Here is a 15418-nt window from a genome sequence, read left to right as displayed (position 1 = left end):
TCTCCTGTCGTCATGCCGTCAAGTATAGCTGCCACAGGCAGGTTTGGGGGAGGTGCAAGCTGATAGATGGATTTTCCCGTACTGCATGATTGGTCACTGGCGCCTGCCGAAGCGATCGCGTTACAACGGCAGCTGGCGCAGTGCGTGCTTCTGCAGGATACTTCGCCCCGGCCGATCAAAACCATTGCCGGGGTCGATGTTTCCTGCCGATTGCACGGTCGCCGTTTTCACGCGGCAGTGGTTCTTCTCGGTTTCCCCGGAATGCAGCTGCTGGAGACGGTTACCGCAAGTCTCGACATCGATTTCCCTTACGTCCCCGGATTGCTCTCTTTCCGCGAACTTCCGGTGATTCTGCAGGCGGCGGAAAAGCTTCAACGCAGTCCAGACCTGTTGCTGGTCGATGGCCAGGGCCTGGCTCATCCGCGCCGTTTTGGCCTGGCCTGTCATCTTGGGCTGTGGCTTGATCTGCCGACGATCGGCTGCGGCAAAAGCCGTCTTTACGGTGAACATGATGAGGTGGGGGATGAGAAGGGGGCACAGACGCCGCTGCGTGATAAAGACGGCGAGGAAATTGGCAGCTTGCTGCGTACGCGGAACAAGGTCAAACCGCTCTACATTTCACCCGGGCACAGGGTTTCGCTTGCCAGCGCGACCGAGCTGGCGCTGGCTTGCTGCACTCGCTATCGTTTACCCGAACCGATTCGCGCAGCCCATGCTGCCTGCAACCGGCAGCGTTTGCTGGATGAAGACTCTGCTTAGGGCAGGGTCTGGCTGCGCACGCCGGGACAGCCACAAAAGCGGCGTTGGTGGGCAAAACAGAGGTACTGGTTGGAGAACCGCTCCGTTTGTTTTTCGCACTGCTCTATTTCTTCTTCCGTCAACGGCTGACCGCACAAAGCACAGCTGGGGATTTCCTCGTCCATGACCTCCTCCTGTTTGTTGCTTGTCGAATACGGGAAAAAATTGTAATAGAAAGCAACGTTGAAATTAAAGCTTAAATATTTGTTTGGATTGCTGATGCCTGCGAACAGATTTATTTTACCTGCCCTGCTTCTGTGCCTGCTTGTTTTAACTGCATGTGGCGATCGCCAGCCACAACTGAAAAATCTGCTGAAGTCGGATATCGACATGGTGGTCGATGCCCACCTGCATCGCAGCGAAGAACTGCTGCAGGAATTGACCGGAAAGCTCTACCGGCGCAACCCGGATGAACTGAAAAAGGTTGCCGGGGCGACCATCGAAAGCCGGTTGCAGCAGCTTTTTTCCGCCGATCGAAACGTGCAGTTTGAAGAGCTGGAATACAACCGCGGCGTCGCGGCGATTCTTCCTGCGCTTGAAGTGGATTATGCCGGTGACCGGGTTTTCGCCATTATGGTCGGCCTGACCAGTATGATTCGCAGCGCCTACAACGATCAGCCTGAATTTTTCATGCTTGACAGCCTGGAGCCACAGAAGCTCTACAATTGTGCGCGCAACATCGAGGTGCTGGTCTGGCGGCTGAAGAGCCGTCTCGGTCCTGACGGCCGGCCTCTGTTGCTGACCAACAGTTTGCCGGAAGAGGAGAGTAATTTAAGCTTCGAGAGGCTGTTTGGCAAGCTGATCGCCCATCAGGACTTGCTGGCGCAGGTGTCGGCAGAAAAGTGGAACCGGGTGATCAACCAAGTCGTGCACGGCGCAGCAACAGCTGTTTTTCTGCCGGTCGGGCTGTGATTTGCCTAGCTGCCGACGGTTGAGCAGGTGACCCGGTTGCGGCCCTGTTGCTTTGCCTGGTAGAGGTTGTTGTCGGCGATTTCGATCAGCTCGCTTTTGCTCATACTGGCCTGGCTCGGCAGGACAGTTACAACCCCTAGGCTGACGGTGGCGCTGATTGCCTGGCCGTCGATCAGGCTGGCGATCCCTTCGACCGCCAGGCGTAGATTCTCGGCAAAAGTTTTTGCCCCGGCGGCATTGGTCGAGGGGAGGATGATGGCAAACTCGTCACCACCGAAGCGGGCAACCACATCGCTGTTGCGCACCGCGCCCTTGACCGCTGTTGCGATATTCATCAGCACCAGGTCTCCTGCCGGATGGCCAAAACTGTCGTTGACAGCTTTGAAATTGTCGATATCGAACAGCACCAGAGACAGCGAAGCTTGGTATCTTTTGGCGCGTGCCATTTCGCTCTCGAGGGTTTCTTGGAAGTAGCGGTGGTTGTACAGTCCGGTCAGGGCGTCCTGGTAAACCAGTTCCCGCAGACGGCTGTTGCTTTCCTGCAGCTTCAATACCAGCCGATCGACTTTCTTTTTTGCATCCTGCAATTCCAAGATCATCTGTGCATTGGTCAGGTTCAGCTGTTCAAGTTGCCTGTTCGCATCCTGTAGAAGTTGGGTGTAAGGCTTGATATCGCTCGGATCAAGGTCAAACATGGCGATGAGCTCGCGCCCTTTTTCTGCCACCTGGTCGATCAGTTCCAGAGTGTCGTCAGGGCAGATGTCGAACTGTTCTGCCATCTCATTCTGAATAATGCGCACATTCTGTGAGTCTTCGTTGCTGGTGTAGAGTTCCCCCAGCTTATTGGCAAAATCGAGGATGCGGGTGGACGTTTCGTACTGACTTGGCGCTTCGTTTGGACAGTGGTGATAGCGGATTGGTGTAGTGATCGATTCCGGTAGATTCCAGCTGCTCAACAACGCATTGCCGACCTGCTGATGATCGAAGCCGTACTTCTCCTGTTCCAAAGTTTTCAGATCCTGCTGCATATCTTTATAACTGTCGAGCAGGATGCGGTACTCATCCCCCTTGGTCAGTAGAATCGTCAGGACTCCCAGGTCCTGCAGCAGGCCGGTCAAAAAGAGGTCTTCATCCCGATGTTGGACGCATTTGGCGATCAGCTCCGCGGCCACGGCAGAAATCGCTGACCGCTTCCAGAAATCCTCGATATTGTATCCCGGTCTTTTGCTGCACAGGTCGGAGGATATGACGAACGACAGGGCGATGCTGCGGATGGTGTTGGTTCCGAGAATAGCCATCGCCCGGTTCAGGTTGCTGATCTCGCGTGCGCCGGAGAAAATACCGGAGTTCGCAATTTTGAGCATTTTTGCCGAAAGGGCGGGGTCGAGAGCGATCAGGTCACCCAGTTGAGTAAGGGTGGCATCGTCCTTGTTGACGGTATCGAGAATTTCGACGGCAATTGCCGGTAGCGAAGGAAATTGAATTTCTTTTTTGATTAATTTTTCAATCTTGCGCGGCATCTGGACTGTTCTCTCGGGGCATTGTTTTTGGAACAAACATTAAAAAACTAAAATTATCCATTCAATATATATGGAAAGCCATTGTAGGACAATATTTTTAATGATCGCAGTTTTTTCGTTTGTTGACTGATTCTGTCATTTGGCCAGTCTAATTTCGGCCAAATGACAAGTTGTCCACTCGGGAATTGCAGACCTTTTTCATTGATAGCTCCAAGCTCATTGAAACTATTGAATTTTCGTTTTTTATCCATCTTGGTATGTTGTTTGCTGACTACTGAAGTAGGAATTGAAAACAGAAAAGCCAGAAGAGGTAAGCAATGAACTTGTATCAGACAATCAAGCAAGCGACCAGCAAACTGTTTCATGACGAAGAACCGCAGGTGAGGTTTTCCCGGCGCAGTAAACGTTCCTTTCGCTGGTTGACGATGCAGACCCGCAATTCACGCAATAAGCCGTAAACAAAAAAGGTAGGTCCTTTATTTGTTCCGGCTACCAGTCCGATGGTGATAAACCAAGGGCCACGTCGATCTATGATCACGTGGCCCTTTTTGAATTTCGGTTGAAACCTGTTTTTTCAGTCGTTGTGAGTTTATCTGTTCAGATGTTGTGAATACCCAGACTTATGCAGGTCGTTCAGTTTGTAACCGTTCTCGATCAGGTTGAGCAGCTCGGCCTCAACCTCTTTGGGGGTATTTTCTTTAATTGCACGAATAGCCATTCTGCGTTCTTGATCTTCTTTTTTCACGGTTCTCTCTCCTTTCCTGCGTTTACATTTAATTCTTAATTTTTAGCATAAGTTTTGTGGAAATTCCAGCAACGCTTTTAGTTTGGATAAATGTTTTTAGTTAGAGTGAGCATTGTATGAGAAAAAGATGAAAGAGTTTTTTTCCTTTTCCCGGTTGATTTTATCGGCCGGCAATGCAAGTCTGCAGGGCAAGGTTAGAAAAGTCGGGCCGAAGTGGGCCGATTCAACACAAATCAGGAGATATCATGACTGCAGAAGCAGGAAAAAAAGTCAAAGTTCACTACACCGGTAGCTTCGATGACGGTGAGGTTTTCGATTCCTCCCGCCAGACCGATCCGCTCGAGTTCGAACTCGGCGCAGGGCAGGTGATTCCCGGTTTCGACCAAGCGATTGTCGGCATGGCCGTCGGCGAAACGAAAAAAGTGCGGATTCCTGAGACAGATGCTTATGGCCCCCATAACCCGGAGTTGATGTTCTCCACCGACATGAGTCAGTTTGCAGAAGGTGTAACCCCGGAAGTTGGTCAGCAGTTCCAGGCGGAAACCCCGGATGGCCAGCCGATGTACCTGGTGGTAAAAGAGGTTGATGGCGACAAGGTTGTTATGGATGCCAACCACCCGATGGCGGGGAAAGATCTCAACTTTGAGCTGGAGCTGGTGGAAATTCTCTAAGCAGAGAAGTTCAGGCTGATATTGCAGGCGCGGTTGCAAAATGTGACCGTGCCTGTTTTTGTTTTGGCCTCCGGGTGTGGTATCTTTTCTCGAACTAGAACCGAAGGAGGTTGTGATGAAAATTGATTGGGCTTACTTGAGAAAGGGCTGAACGTCCTGTAAAAATGCTCAAGAGTTTCTTGAGAACGCCAAAGTAGAGACGGATGAAGTGACCGATGCGCGCAAAGAGCGGATCGACGCCGATCAAGCATGGGCAATGATACAGGGTGCGGATTCGATCAGCGTGGCAAAGGGCAAGAAGGTGCAGCGATTCGAGGATGTCGCTGCAGAAAAAGAGATGGTACTTAAAAATGTTATGGGCCCAAGTGGCAACCTGCGGGCACCGACTTACCGTGTTGGCAACGATTATGTCGTCGGGTTCAACCTGGATATGTATCAGGATTGGGTCAAGTAGCGATTTCTGATTAACTTAGCGGGAAGCTGCCCCAACATTGGAGGCAGCTTTTCTTTTGCTTTTTCCAATAAGCACATGAGTACGCAGCGAAAAATCATTCACGTCGATATGGATGCCTTCTACGCTTCGGTTGAGCAGCGGGACAATCCGCAACTGCGTGGCCGGCCGGTAATCGTAGGTGGCGACCCCGGAGGTCGGGGGGTAGTGGCGACCTGCTCCTACGAGGCTCGTCGGTTCGGCATCCACTCCGCCATGTCCTGTGCTCGTGCTTACCGGCTTTGCCCGCAGGCGATTTTTGTCCGCCCGCGTTTTGCAGCCTACCGTGAAGCATCGATGCAGATCCGCGAGATTTTTCATCGCTACACCGATCTGGTCGAACCGCTTTCCCTCGATGAAGCTTATCTCGATGTCAGTGAAAACAAGCCGGGCATAAAATCAGCGACCTGGGTGGCACAGGAGATCCGCCAGTCGATTCGGGACGTCACGAAACTGACCGCATCGGCCGGGGTGTCATACAACAAGTTTCTCGCCAAGCTTGCCTCTGACATGCAGAAGCCCGATGGTTTGACCGTGGTTACGCCGGAGCAGGCGCAGCAGGTAATCGATTCTTTGCCGGTTCGCCGGTTCCACGGGATCGGCCGGGTGACGGAGAAGCGGATGAATAACCTCGGTATTCTGACCGGGGTCGATCTCAAGCAGCGTTCGCGGCAGGAACTGGACCGCCATTTCGGCAAAGCGGGCGGCTACTATTATCACATCGCCCGCGGCATCGACCTGCGCCCGGTGACGCCGAACCGGGTACGCAAATCGATCGGTAAAGAGACGACCCTGAGCGAAGATGTTGCCGATATCGGCCAGATGCTAACCATCCTCGGCGATCTTGCCGAACGGGTTGCTGCGCTGCTGCAGGCGAAAGAAACCAGCGGCCAGACTATCACCCTGAAAGTGAAGTACGCCGATTTCCAGACTGTCACCCGTTCTTATACCCGGGATGAACCGATTTCCGATGCAGTTGAGATGCTGCCGTTGGCTGAAGAGCTGCTGAAAAAGACAGCAGCCGGGCAACGAGCCGTGCGTTTGTTGGGCCTGACCATCTCCCATTTGACGACAGATATCCCGGTCGTTGAGTCGTTGCAGATGGAACTGCCGTTCGAAGAGGGGCTTGCAATCAGCCGAATAGCAGGGCAAGCAGCCAGCAGGATAGCGGCAGCAGAAGACTGAACAAAACCAGTAACAGGTTGACCTTGCCGGATGGCGGGGTGTCGCTGGCAAATTTTCCGTAGAGAATGCCTGCAAGGGTGCCGCAGGCGAAGCCGAACAGGTGGGCCCCGATATCGGTGTTTTCGCCACCGACGCCGAGCAGTGCCAGCAGGCCAAGCGCTGCAGCGACCGGCAGCGGCCAGCGGTGGCGCAGGTTGCCGCGGTATCGCATCATGTTGATGGCGGCGAGCAGGCCGACGGCGGCGAAAACCGCAGTTGACGCGCCGATCGAGCGGTGGCTGGGGGATTGCATTAGGGCGTTAAGCAGGTTGCCGCCTGCACCGCAGAGCAGCAGCAGACTCCAGCCTACTCCGCCGCCCAGTTCACGGCAAAGCCGATTGGCGAAGATGCCGCCGACAACAATATTTCCGGTCAGGTGCACCCCGCCGGAGTGCAGGGTGAGGGCGGTGACCAGCCGCCACCACTGGCCGTCGAGAATTTTCCCGGCATCGGCGTTGCCGAGCCCGTACCAGTCGACAGCTGCATGGCCTAACAATGAGACCTGTTTCTGGGTTAGAATATGGAAAAGGCCGAGGCAGATCAGCACCCAGATGGTGCTGGCGGTATTCTCTTTTTGTTGTGGCAGCTGCGGCAACGGTGGCGGCCAGTTACGGTTCGCCTGTTCGAATGTCCGTAGCTCGTCCAGCGCTTTCTGGTATCGTTCGACTGGAACCTGCAGCTGCCAACCCTGTTGCACGCGGCGAATACGGAAGCGGATACGACGGGACTGCAGCACCAGACTCCAGTTACGCATCTGGCGTTTCGACAGTGGCTGATTCTGTAAGCCGTCGCGCAACTGGGACGGGACGGGAATCCAGTCGAGCTGTTCAACGCTAATTTCTTCCTGATCCATACGGCTATCTTGGCAGAAGCGGCAGGTATGGTCATCAGCTTTTTTTGTTCACTATGACGGTAAAAACATTCGCAATTAAATCAGGTCTCTGGTCGCAGATTCTGCGCGCGCTCGATGAACAGCTTGACCGCCGGGCGGCAAAAGAATTGTTGCTGGAGCTGGAATCAGTGCCTGTCCATCGCAGTCGTGCGGTGCGCAGGCTCGGTTGTTATGTCTCCCGTTTGGGGAAGCCGGTCTGCATCCGCCTGCAATTTGCCCAGGAAGCGGAGCTGCTGGCGGAAACTTTTCTGCACGAAGTTGCTCACGCCTGCGATCATCTTTCCCGCAAAGGGCGGGGGAAGTATTCTCGCGCGCACGGCCCGCAGTGGTGTCGATGGGCGCTAGCCCTGGGGATAGAGCCGCAGGTCACTGGTCGCAGCGAACAACTGGACAGCTTGTATGCTGAGCGCTTGAAGGTTGTTGCCGTCTGCAGCCGATGCGGTTTTGAGCTGCGCCGGTTGCGGCGGTTGAACCGGCGGGGAAAATATCTGCATCGTGAATGTGGTGGACGCTTGAAGCCGGTTTAGAAACTGATATTTTTGCAAGGTAAAATTTTTACAAATCTTTACACATCTAAACATGTAGATATTGATATAATTCCTAAAAATAAAACTTCTACAGGGGATTATTTATGAATATGCGTAGAATTACTTCTTTGACCGCTTTGATCTCGTTCGTCCTGCTGATGCTGACCAGCGTGGTGCTTTACATCGTACCGGCGGGTCGGGTGGCCTACTGGTCCGGCTACCAGCTCTGGGGAATGAGCAAGGTTGAGTGGGGCAACGTCCACATCAACCTCGGTGTCCTTTTCCTGATTTCTATTCTGCTGCACATTTATTACAACTGGACACCGATTGTCACTTACATGAAGAACAAGTCGAAACAGGTCCGGGTTTTTACACCCGAATTCAATGTTTCGCTGCTGGTCACTCTCGTCGTTTTCTGGGGGACACTGGCCGGGATTCCACCGATGAGCTCGGTGATTCATCTGGGCGAAACGATCAGCGAAAAAGCGAACCTGACGTACGGCGAGCCGCCTTATGGACACGCTGAATTATCGCCGTTGGCAGACTTTGCCAAGAAAGTTGATGTTGAGCTGGAAATTGCGCTGGAGTTGCTGCAGAAGGCTGGGATCAAGCTGGATAGCCCGCAGCAGCCGATGCAGGAGATTGCCGATGCCAACGGCCTGTCGCCGCAGGCTATTTACCTGACGATCAAACCGCAGGTCGAGCAGAGTGCAGCTGAGACGATGCCGGAAGAAGCCCTGGGAGGCACTGGCAAGAGAACGCTGGCACAAATCTGTGAAATGTACGGTTTGAACCCGGCGGAGATCATTCAGGGACTGGCGGCGAAAAACATCAGTGCGCAGCTGGACCAGCAGATGAAAGATATCGCTGCTGCCAACGGTATCGATCCACATACACTTTACGCCGAGATTTATCAGCTGCAGAAATAGTGAGAAAAGAGGAGAGGCCGAGTGCCTCTCCTCTTTTTATGGGTAAACCCGGGCAAGAAATTCGGCGACGCAGGCCGGTTTTTCGCTGCCGTCGATTTCGACGGTGATCCGGTAGCAGATTTGCACCCCTTTTTTAACCTCATCGACCTGATCGATGACTGTCCGTGCTCTTAACCTGCTGCCGACTTTGACCGGCGAGGGGAAGCGGACTTTGTTCAGTCCGTAGTTGACCCGGTATTTCATGCCAGGATAGTTCTTCTGGAAAAAGTCAGGATGGTTGCTTTCGGTCAGGAAGGGCAGTAGTGACAGCGTCAGGTAGCCGTGGGCGATGGTGCTGCCGTAAGGCGATTCTTTTTCCGCCCGTTCGGGATCGATGTGAATCCACTGCAGGTCGCCGGTCACCTCGGCAAATTTGTCGATTCGCTGCTGATCGATCTCCAACCAGGGGCCGACATGAATTTCCTGTCCGATTTGAGGCTGCAGATAGTTAAGCAGCTCGGCAATTGCGGCAGTTGTCATCATCAGATTCCTTCCTCGTCGCTCAGCAGCTTGTCCAGTTTTTTCAATTTTTCCCGGATGGCGTCGTCAACCTCTGCTTGTCCAAACATCCAGCAGAGTTGGCCGAGCATTAAACTGACGTCCGCCAGCTCGCTGATCACTGACTGCTTGTCGATTTTACCGCGACGGAAATGTTTCAGTGCGGCAATCAGTTCGGCACATTCCTCAACTGCCTGATCATACTGGGCATCTTCGCCCCATTTTTTGATCGTCGCCTGATAGAGCTGTTCACGTTCCATTCTTTCCTCTTTATCGCTATCTGAAGTCGAAGCACTTTAGCATGCGGCGGCTGGTGTGCGCAGGGAATATTTTCAAAGATCTTTATGAAGGAACTTGATTTTATTGGCTCGCATTAATATACTTTTCTTGTCAACAATGCCGGGGGGATGATTGTGAGGTTATAACAGCTCTATGGGGATGAGTTTACTGATAAGTGTTCTGCTGCTGGGCGGGACCCTGATGCTGTTGTCGGCAGTTGTTCCGGTCGGGCGATTGATTCTGCAGCTTCCGCCGGGTCCGGTTCGTACCTGGTGGCAGGCTCTCTCCATTCTGATCTCCTTTTTCGTTGCCGGGTATGTCAGCTACGCCATTTTGCATTGGGGCGTTTATGAGGGGTTCGTTGACCTGATCGTGCCGTTGATTTTCTTTTTCGGTGCACTCTTTGTGCTGCTGGTCTGTAATCTTTCACTTAATACCGCCAACGATATCAAGCGTATTTTCACCCTTGAATATGAGAGTACAACCGACTCTCTGATGGGAATTTACAATCGCCGTTTTCTGGAGAAACGGCTTCACGAGGAATTCTTTCGTTCCAAGCGCTACGATTTTCCCATGTCACTGCTTATGGTTGATATTGACCGTTTCAAACTGGTGAACGATCGTTTTGGCCACCCCGTAGGTGATATTGTGCTTAAGCGGCTCGCTGAATTGATCGTGACAACGGTGCGGGAATCGGATGTCGTGGCGCGCTACGGTGGCGAGGAGCTGCTGCTGATCCTTCCGCATACCAGGGGGGATAACGCGCACCTGCTGGCGGAACGCTTACGTTTTGCCATTGAAAATACGGTCCTAGTGAAAAAGGGGGAGTCTGACCTGGAAGAGGACCTGCAGGTGACGGTGAGTATCGGTGTGTCAACGCTGGCGCCTGAATTAACCAGTTCCCAGCAATTGCTTAAGCAGGCCGATAAAGCGCTTTACCAGGCGAAAGACCAGGGACGCAACAGGGTGGTGGCGGCTCCTAATATTTTCCTGCCGGAGAAAGAATCCTGATTTTTCTCGTTTTGCAGTGAAAGTAAAAAAGGCTGCCCGGTTCTGGCAGCCTCTTCTCATGTCTATGTATTTTCTAAACCGTGTCCGGTCGTTCTTTCTGCAGGAAAAGGGCAAGTTTTTCTTCCACCAGCGTCAGGTGTTCCATCATTTTATCGCGGGCACGTTCGGGATCACGGTCAGCGATCGCTTCCATGATTTCGCGGTGATGGTTCAGCAGCAATTCAATGTAACCTTCCTTGCTGTAAAATTCGCTCAGAGCAACCATGATGGTGGTCTGGAACAGTGACTGGATGGTATCGAGAACATGCACCTGCAGCGTGTTGTGGGTCGCTGCGGTGATGGTCAGGTGGAATTGCGAATCGATATCGGCATCCCAGCCGCCGGTTTGTGCCTGATCCTCCATGATGGAGTAAAGTTCACGCAAGCGCTCGATTTCAGAATCTTCCGCTCGCTTCGCAGCTAAATATGCCGACCAAGTTTCCAGTCCGATGCGAACTTCGGTGAGTGCGTGCAGCATGCGCGGGTCGCGCCGTTCGACCATGTTGGCCAGCGGGTCGGCCATGGTGACATCTGCGAGAGAGCGGACGTAGGTGCCGCCGCCCTGCCGCGACTCGAGAAAACCCATCGCTTCCAGAACCATGATCGCTTCACGAACCGATGGGCGGCTGACGCCGAGAAAGGATGCGAGTTCACGTTCGGATGGTATGCGCTGGCCCGGCTTCAACTCTCCTCGGGAGATCAGTTCTTTGATCTGATCGACGATCTCTTCAGACAGTTTTTTGGGGCGGATCGGTTTAAACACAGTGGCCATATTCTCCTCCGAGCTTCTTGGTAAGACCTTTTACCATAGCTTCGGGAGAAATAACAAGAAGTGAGAGCGCAAAGAGGACTTTCTTGCTCGAAGAAAGTCCTCTTTTCCGGTCATACCAGTTCAGCTGCAGGAGTTATTTGGGTGTGTTGCTCTGCTGGAAGCGTTTGAACCAAAGCTGGAAATCTTTTTCTTCCCGCTCCATTTCAAAGGCATTGATCAGCCCGCGTGCCAGAGAAACGGCGACGGCGCGGTTGCGCAGGTTGAAGGAGTCACCGACTTTCTTGCAGTGGAACTGCTCCTGATCCAGCCCCAGCTTGTTGTAGAGCGAGTTGAGCCGGCTCTGGACGCCGCGTCGGGAAAGGTAGCGGCGCTGGGCGATCAGGTTGTCGGTGAGGCCGAGAGAGATGTCAAGCAGCGCTTCGTATTCAATGTCGGACAGCGCAGTTAAGCTGTGTCCCGCCCGCCCTTGCACCTTGCGTACTTCCGGCGCGATCCAGCACTGTTCTTCCAACAGCACGGTGCGGATAGCCGAAGCGATACGGTCGCGCGCGCTCGATTTGAGGATGTAGCCATAGACCGTCTCCGGCGGCACCACTTTTGCCAGTGCGCGGACGTACATTTCGTCTTTGAACTGGCTCCAGAAAACGATACGGGCTTCCGGCTGTTTTTCCCACAGGCTGCGGGCAAAATCGATGCCGTTCATCTCCGGCATCTGGATATCGCTGATCACCAGCGGGTTGCTTCGTTCCAAGCCCATCTCCAGCGCCACCTTGCCGTTTGGAGCACGGGTGATCTTCACCTCTTCTTCCCATTCGGCCAGCACCTGCTCGAGAAATTCAAAATCTTTCGGGTTGTCTTCTGCTATCAGAATTTCCAGTGATTCCATCAGGATCTCCAAGAATCAAGTGGTTGGGAGGGCAAGTTCGAAGCGGGTGCCGCTGGAAAAACGGGATGGTTGCCAGCTGACGTCTGCACCGATGGCACGGGCACGTTCGCGGATGTTGTTAAGGCCGCGTCCCCCATCGGAGACTCGGTTGCAATCGAAACCTTTACCGTTGTCTTCAACCGACATCACCAGCAGCTTGTCACGCACCTCCAGGTTGACTTCGTAGCGGCTGGCAGCGGCGTGCTTGAGGACGTTTTGAATCGCTTCCAGGGCGATGCGGTAAATGCTTAGTTTCTGCACGCGGCTCAGGTCAAGGTCACTGCTGCGTGGGTCGATGTAGAGATTGTATTCCGGTAAACCTTCACGGAAACAGTGCTGATCGAGATGGGCCTCGATTGCTGCACCCAGACCAAGAATGTCGAGCGCCTGCGGGTGCAGGTTGTTCATGATGTCACGCAGGTTGGTAATAGCACGGTCGAGGTCCTGTTCAAGGGTTATGACGCTGTGTTCGGTTTGCTGATCGGGAGCTTTCGCCGAAAGGTTCTGCAGACCGCGTAGCACCGAGGAAAGGTCCGCCAGTGATTGATCGTGCAGGTCCATGGCAATCCGCCTGCGTTCCTCTTCAGCACCTTCCAGCAGCTTTTCCGTGCCGACCACCTGAATCAGGCGATTGGTCATCCGGTTGATCGATAATGCCAGCGCGTCCAGTTCGTCATTGATCCGTTTCGGCGCTGGTGGCAACTCCAGATCCCCCGCAGCAATCCGGCCGGCATTGTCCGACAATTTCTGGATCCGTACCATGATTCGGCGACTGAAGTAGGTGGCAATCAGCAAACAGAGCAGGATCGCCAGCACCAGCACGCTGATCGATACCAGCACCGTGTGTTCCATCAGTGTGTTGATGTCCTGGCTGTGCAGGTGGCGCAATTTGTTGCGATGCAGCTGGGTTGTGTTGGAAAGATTGGAGAGCCTGCCCCGGAAATGTGCAAACAATTCTGCAGTCAACTCCGGTTCAACGCTGATTGACGGGTTGAGCTTTTCCACGAGGCGCTGCAACTCGTCAACATCATTGGTCTCTTTCAGGGGGCCGAAAGGTTCAATCCGGTCGACCGCGGATGCCAGTCGGTCGTAAAGATCCGTGACCAGCGCCATGTCTTCCGGTGTCGCCATGCCGGTATGCTGCAGAGTGCGGATCAGCACATGCAGCCGTCGGGCCGCCATGTCGGCTTCAGCAACGGCAACAAAAGTATTGCCGATTTGCTTCGCCTGTTCCCGTTTGCTCGACAGGTCCCAGTAGGTGTAGTGCATGAAGCCGAGCAGCAGTATCAGCAGCAGCAGCACGGTCGCCGGGGCGAGCAGGACTTGTTGTTTAATCGTTATGCGCATTGGCGCAGCCTAACACGATAAGAGACGAAATACACTGTGCAGATACGCAGTCTGCGATTGCCTGTTCAGCCAATAATTATCGCTTTTTACGCCGCAGATGGCGGAACGCGCTGTCAGCCAGTTCGACCACGCCGGAAATTGTTTTGCGGTAGAAGCGGCGAATCGGAACGTCGTTGACGCGTAGCTCGCCATCAACCTGCTGCAACTGAATTTTCTCACCCGCTGACAATCCGTCAAGGGCTTCGGTCGCCTGGGGATCGACGCCGATCAGGAAACGGTACTTTTCTTTTCCGTAGCTGGTGGAGAAAAGCAGAAGAGTCCGCTCTGGTTCACCGCTGCGGTAATCGAATTTTGAGGTTTTTGCCAACAAACGGCCAGTAAACTTCTGGTCTTTGCCAAGCAGCGTTTCGAGGTTGATTTCGCTCGGTTTCAGGTGGCCGAGTTGCTGCAGGCGTTCCGGTTGATAAGGTTCTGCGTTCCTTTGCTGGTAGTGCTGATTCTCTTCCAGCAGGACAACCACGTTGTTGTTGATTGGGCCACCGATCGAGTGAGAAAGAGCGGCTTTGTAGCGGCCTTCGCACAGAAGCTGATGATTTTCGACGATCTGCACCATGCCGGTTGCGCCGAGTGGATGCCCCCGACCTTTCAGCCCGCCGGTCAGGTTGGTTGGGTAGCTGCCGTTTGGTCCGGTCAGGGCAGGGTCGAGAAGTCCTTCGAAAAGTCGCTCGCGCGGGACCACGCCCAGATCGACCAGGTTGATCGGGCCGAAGCCATTGAACGGGTCGTGCATGTTGATGTGGATATTTCCTTCCAGTTGCTGCAGGTTTTCAAGGCCGGCCAGCCCAAGAGCTTGCCGCAGTGCGATCAGGGTGGCCGGAAAGCTTGTGAAGGTCAGGCGGTCGGCAATGGTTGGGATGTCTGTGCCGGAGCCGACTCCGGCTACCCGCACCCGGTTTTCAGCGGCAGTGAGCAGGCAGGCTGCGATGCCGTCCGACATGGGGCAGAAATCGTAATAGCGCAGTGGGTTGTAGTAGAGGTAGTTTTTGCCACTTTCGATATCCGCGAAATATTTTTCCGCCGGAATTTCAAAATTGAAATGAGCGTTTGGGTTCTGCGCAGCAAAATGCTGTGCCCGCTCGGTCCAGCGAGCCGAGTAATCTGTCCACTCTTTTTCATTGAGACCAAATTCAGTCATCAGCGATTGGGCGACCAGTGCACCACAGGCTGGCATGGTCAGGCCGTATTCCGCTTCATCGCGATCGATCACTCCGGCAACGATTTTTGTCGCATCGAGCGTGCTGACGTCGCTCATTTTTTGTACACCGATAGCCAGGACGTGTTCATGCTGGCCGGATGCAACCTCCAGATAGGCCGCTTCGAAAGCGCTGGCACCAGACGATGAGGCGGTGTCAACCAGCAACGATTTCGCTCCGCTGATGCCGAGACGGCCACATACCTTCGCTGCGACGTTGTCGATACCTGAAAATGCAAAGGGATTTTGGCTTCCGACCACTACGCAGCTGATTTTTTCCTTTTCAACAGGGGCGTTGTCGATCAGTGGGGTGAGGGCGTCTACTAATTCCAGAAAACTGAGTTTTTCGCGGTGCTTGCCGTTATACTTGCCGACCGGCAGCATGAAGGAGTCGGCCAGAAAAACCGGGCGAGGCTGGAATGTGCGTTTCATCTTTCCTCCCAAAGGCAAAGGTTCTCTGCATCATAGCGGTGGAGGCTCGTTGCGGTAAAGATAAGGAAGACGATTTAACGAAGGACAAATAAAAACGCCCCAAAGACCTGGAGGGG

The 15418-nt window shown here is 53.8% G+C and carries 18 protein-coding genes and 2 pseudogenes; 9 read left to right on the top strand and 11 right to left on the bottom strand.

Annotation, left to right across the window (positions count from 1 at the left end; genetic code table 11):
* Window positions 1–66: 66 nt before the first annotated feature.
* A complete protein-coding gene (nfi, locus tag BUB13_RS06460) occupies window positions 67–759 on the top strand; it encodes a deoxyribonuclease V (protein ID WP_072906958.1) in 693 nt (230 codons plus the stop codon).
* On the opposite strand, the gene BUB13_RS18905 is transcribed toward nfi, so the two are convergent.
* Complete coding sequence (locus BUB13_RS18905; RefSeq protein WP_153305031.1) at window positions 756–923, bottom strand: hypothetical protein; 168 nt, start codon at window positions 921–923, stop codon at window positions 756–758. The two genes, nfi and BUB13_RS18905, sit on opposite strands and share 4 nt — an antisense overlap.
* Before the next feature lie 94 nt (window positions 924–1017).
* On the opposite strand from BUB13_RS18905, the gene BUB13_RS06455 reads away from it, so the two are divergent.
* Window positions 1018–1710 carry a hypothetical protein gene (locus tag BUB13_RS06455; RefSeq protein ID WP_072907108.1) on the top strand — a complete coding sequence of 231 codons (693 nt, stop codon included), beginning with the start codon at window positions 1018–1020 and terminating at the stop codon, window positions 1708–1710.
* A gap of 5 nt (window positions 1711–1715) precedes the next feature.
* On the opposite strand, the gene BUB13_RS19500 is transcribed toward BUB13_RS06455, so the two are convergent.
* Complete coding sequence (locus BUB13_RS19500) at window positions 1716–2309, bottom strand: GGDEF domain-containing protein (RefSeq protein WP_425269180.1); 594 nt, start codon at window positions 2307–2309, stop codon at window positions 1716–1718.
* Window positions 2310–2621: 312 nt separating this feature from the next.
* A pseudogene (locus BUB13_RS19495) lies at window positions 2622–3230 on the bottom strand (HDOD domain-containing protein); the annotation flags it as partial.
* A gap of 317 nt (window positions 3231–3547) precedes the next feature.
* Here BUB13_RS19495 and BUB13_RS18900 point away from each other — a divergent pair.
* A complete protein-coding gene (locus BUB13_RS18900) occupies window positions 3548–3688 on the top strand; it encodes a hypothetical protein (RefSeq protein ID WP_153305030.1) in 141 nt (46 codons plus the stop codon).
* A gap of 131 nt (window positions 3689–3819) precedes the next feature.
* Here BUB13_RS18900 and BUB13_RS18895 read toward each other — a convergent pair whose 3' ends face one another.
* Window positions 3820–3975: a hypothetical protein gene (locus tag BUB13_RS18895; protein ID WP_153305029.1), complete on the bottom strand. Its 156-nt coding sequence runs from the start codon at window positions 3973–3975 to the stop codon at window positions 3820–3822.
* A 245-nt stretch (window positions 3976–4220) separates the two neighbouring features.
* On the opposite strand from BUB13_RS18895, the gene BUB13_RS06445 reads away from it, so the two are divergent.
* From BUB13_RS06445 to dinB, 3 genes and pseudogenes are all read left to right on the top strand, one after another.
* Window positions 4221–4646 (top strand): FKBP-type peptidyl-prolyl cis-trans isomerase, encoded by a 426-nt coding sequence (locus tag BUB13_RS06445; RefSeq protein WP_072906954.1) that lies wholly within the window; start codon window positions 4221–4223, stop codon window positions 4644–4646.
* Between the two features lie 163 nt (window positions 4647–4809).
* A pseudogene (locus tag BUB13_RS06440) lies at window positions 4810–5100 on the top strand (ArsC family (seleno)protein); the annotation flags it as partial.
* 75 nt (window positions 5101–5175) lie between these two features.
* Entirely contained in the window at window positions 5176–6321 is a 1146-nt protein-coding gene (gene dinB / locus BUB13_RS06435) for a DNA polymerase IV (protein WP_072906952.1), read from the top strand.
* On the opposite strand, the gene BUB13_RS06430 is transcribed toward dinB, so the two are convergent.
* Window positions 6269–7213: a rhomboid family intramembrane serine protease gene (locus BUB13_RS06430; RefSeq protein WP_072906951.1), complete on the bottom strand. Its 945-nt coding sequence runs from the start codon at window positions 7211–7213 to the stop codon at window positions 6269–6271. The genes dinB and BUB13_RS06430 overlap by 53 nt on opposite strands.
* 53 nt (window positions 7214–7266) lie before the next feature.
* On the opposite strand from BUB13_RS06430, the gene BUB13_RS06425 reads away from it, so the two are divergent.
* Entirely contained in the window at window positions 7267–7779 is a 513-nt protein-coding gene (locus BUB13_RS06425; protein ID WP_072906949.1) for a SprT-like domain-containing protein, read from the top strand.
* A 104-nt stretch (window positions 7780–7883) separates the two neighbouring features.
* Window positions 7884–8708 (top strand): DUF4405 domain-containing protein, encoded by an 825-nt coding sequence (locus BUB13_RS06420; protein ID WP_072906947.1) that lies wholly within the window; start codon window positions 7884–7886, stop codon window positions 8706–8708.
* A gap of 36 nt (window positions 8709–8744) precedes the next feature.
* Here the strand turns inward: BUB13_RS06420 and BUB13_RS06415 are convergent, their stop codons facing one another.
* Together BUB13_RS06415 and BUB13_RS06410 are read right to left on the bottom strand one after the other, a co-directional pair.
* Complete coding sequence (locus BUB13_RS06415) at window positions 8745–9230, bottom strand: MaoC family dehydratase (protein WP_072906945.1); 486 nt, start codon at window positions 9228–9230, stop codon at window positions 8745–8747.
* A complete protein-coding gene (locus BUB13_RS06410) occupies window positions 9230–9505 on the bottom strand; it encodes a nucleoside triphosphate pyrophosphohydrolase family protein (RefSeq protein ID WP_072906943.1) in 276 nt (91 codons plus the stop codon). The genes BUB13_RS06415 and BUB13_RS06410 overlap by 1 nt, the downstream gene beginning before the upstream one ends.
* Window positions 9506–9683: 178 nt before the next feature.
* Between BUB13_RS06410 and BUB13_RS06405 the strand changes: the two genes are divergently transcribed.
* Window positions 9684–10535 (top strand): GGDEF domain-containing protein, encoded by an 852-nt coding sequence (locus BUB13_RS06405; RefSeq protein ID WP_161947627.1) that lies wholly within the window; start codon window positions 9684–9686, stop codon window positions 10533–10535.
* Between the two features lie 73 nt (window positions 10536–10608).
* Here the strand turns inward: BUB13_RS06405 and BUB13_RS06400 are convergent, their stop codons facing one another.
* From BUB13_RS06400 to BUB13_RS06385, 4 genes are all read right to left on the bottom strand, one after another.
* Window positions 10609–11346 carry a FadR/GntR family transcriptional regulator gene (locus BUB13_RS06400; protein ID WP_072906939.1) on the bottom strand — a complete coding sequence of 246 codons (738 nt, stop codon included), beginning with the start codon at window positions 11344–11346 and terminating at the stop codon, window positions 10609–10611.
* A 133-nt stretch (window positions 11347–11479) separates the two neighbouring features.
* Complete coding sequence (locus BUB13_RS06395) at window positions 11480–12232, bottom strand: response regulator transcription factor (RefSeq protein ID WP_084091806.1); 753 nt, start codon at window positions 12230–12232, stop codon at window positions 11480–11482.
* Window positions 12233–12247: 15 nt separating this feature from the next.
* Window positions 12248–13618, bottom strand: coding sequence for a HAMP domain-containing protein (locus tag BUB13_RS06390; RefSeq protein ID WP_072906937.1), 1371 nt, complete (start codon window positions 13616–13618; stop codon window positions 12248–12250).
* Window positions 13619–13694: 76 nt separating this feature from the next.
* Window positions 13695–15302, bottom strand: coding sequence for a thiolase family protein (locus BUB13_RS06385; RefSeq protein ID WP_072906935.1), 1608 nt, complete (start codon window positions 15300–15302; stop codon window positions 13695–13697).
* Between the last annotated feature and the right edge of the window lie 116 nt (window positions 15303–15418).

Origin of the sequence: Malonomonas rubra DSM 5091 (assembly GCF_900142125.1) — a bacterium.
GTDB lineage: Bacteria > Desulfobacterota > Desulfuromonadia > Desulfuromonadales > Geopsychrobacteraceae > Malonomonas > Malonomonas rubra.
The sequence above is the reverse complement of the archived record's forward strand: the minus strand, read 5'-3'. Positions and strand labels throughout refer to the sequence as shown.

Coding starts and splice junctions, on each gene's coding strand:
- nfi (WP_072906958.1), top strand. CDS start 67: ATGGATTTTCCCGTACTGCATGATTGGTCACTGGCGCCTGCCGAAGCG.
- BUB13_RS18905 (WP_153305031.1), bottom strand. CDS start 923: ATGGACGAGGAAATCCCCAGCTGTGCTTTGTGCGGTCAGCCGTTGACG.
- BUB13_RS06390 (WP_072906937.1), bottom strand. CDS start 13,618: ATGCGCATAACGATTAAACAACAAGTCCTGCTCGCCCCGGCGACCGTG.
- dinB (WP_072906952.1), top strand. CDS start 5,176: ATGAGTACGCAGCGAAAAATCATTCACGTCGATATGGATGCCTTCTAC.
- BUB13_RS18900 (WP_153305030.1), top strand. CDS start 3,548: ATGAACTTGTATCAGACAATCAAGCAAGCGACCAGCAAACTGTTTCAT.
- BUB13_RS06395 (WP_084091806.1), bottom strand. CDS start 12,232: ATGGAATCACTGGAAATTCTGATAGCAGAAGACAACCCGAAAGATTTT.
- BUB13_RS06455 (WP_072907108.1), top strand. CDS start 1,018: ATGCCTGCGAACAGATTTATTTTACCTGCCCTGCTTCTGTGCCTGCTT.
- BUB13_RS06415 (WP_072906945.1), bottom strand. CDS start 9,230: ATGATGACAACTGCCGCAATTGCCGAGCTGCTTAACTATCTGCAGCCT.
- BUB13_RS19500 (WP_425269180.1), bottom strand. CDS start 2,309: ATGATCTTGGAATTGCAGGATGCAAAAAAGAAAGTCGATCGGCTGGTA.
- BUB13_RS06410 (WP_072906943.1), bottom strand. CDS start 9,505: ATGGAACGTGAACAGCTCTATCAGGCGACGATCAAAAAATGGGGCGAA.
- BUB13_RS06405 (WP_161947627.1), top strand. CDS start 9,684: ATGAGTTTACTGATAAGTGTTCTGCTGCTGGGCGGGACCCTGATGCTG.
- BUB13_RS06445 (WP_072906954.1), top strand. CDS start 4,221: ATGACTGCAGAAGCAGGAAAAAAAGTCAAAGTTCACTACACCGGTAGC.
- BUB13_RS06400 (WP_072906939.1), bottom strand. CDS start 11,346: ATGGCCACTGTGTTTAAACCGATCCGCCCCAAAAAACTGTCTGAAGAG.
- BUB13_RS06430 (WP_072906951.1), bottom strand. CDS start 7,213: ATGGATCAGGAAGAAATTAGCGTTGAACAGCTCGACTGGATTCCCGTC.
- BUB13_RS06420 (WP_072906947.1), top strand. CDS start 7,884: ATGAATATGCGTAGAATTACTTCTTTGACCGCTTTGATCTCGTTCGTC.
- BUB13_RS06385 (WP_072906935.1), bottom strand. CDS start 15,302: ATGAAACGCACATTCCAGCCTCGCCCGGTTTTTCTGGCCGACTCCTTC.
- BUB13_RS06425 (WP_072906949.1), top strand. CDS start 7,267: ATGACGGTAAAAACATTCGCAATTAAATCAGGTCTCTGGTCGCAGATT.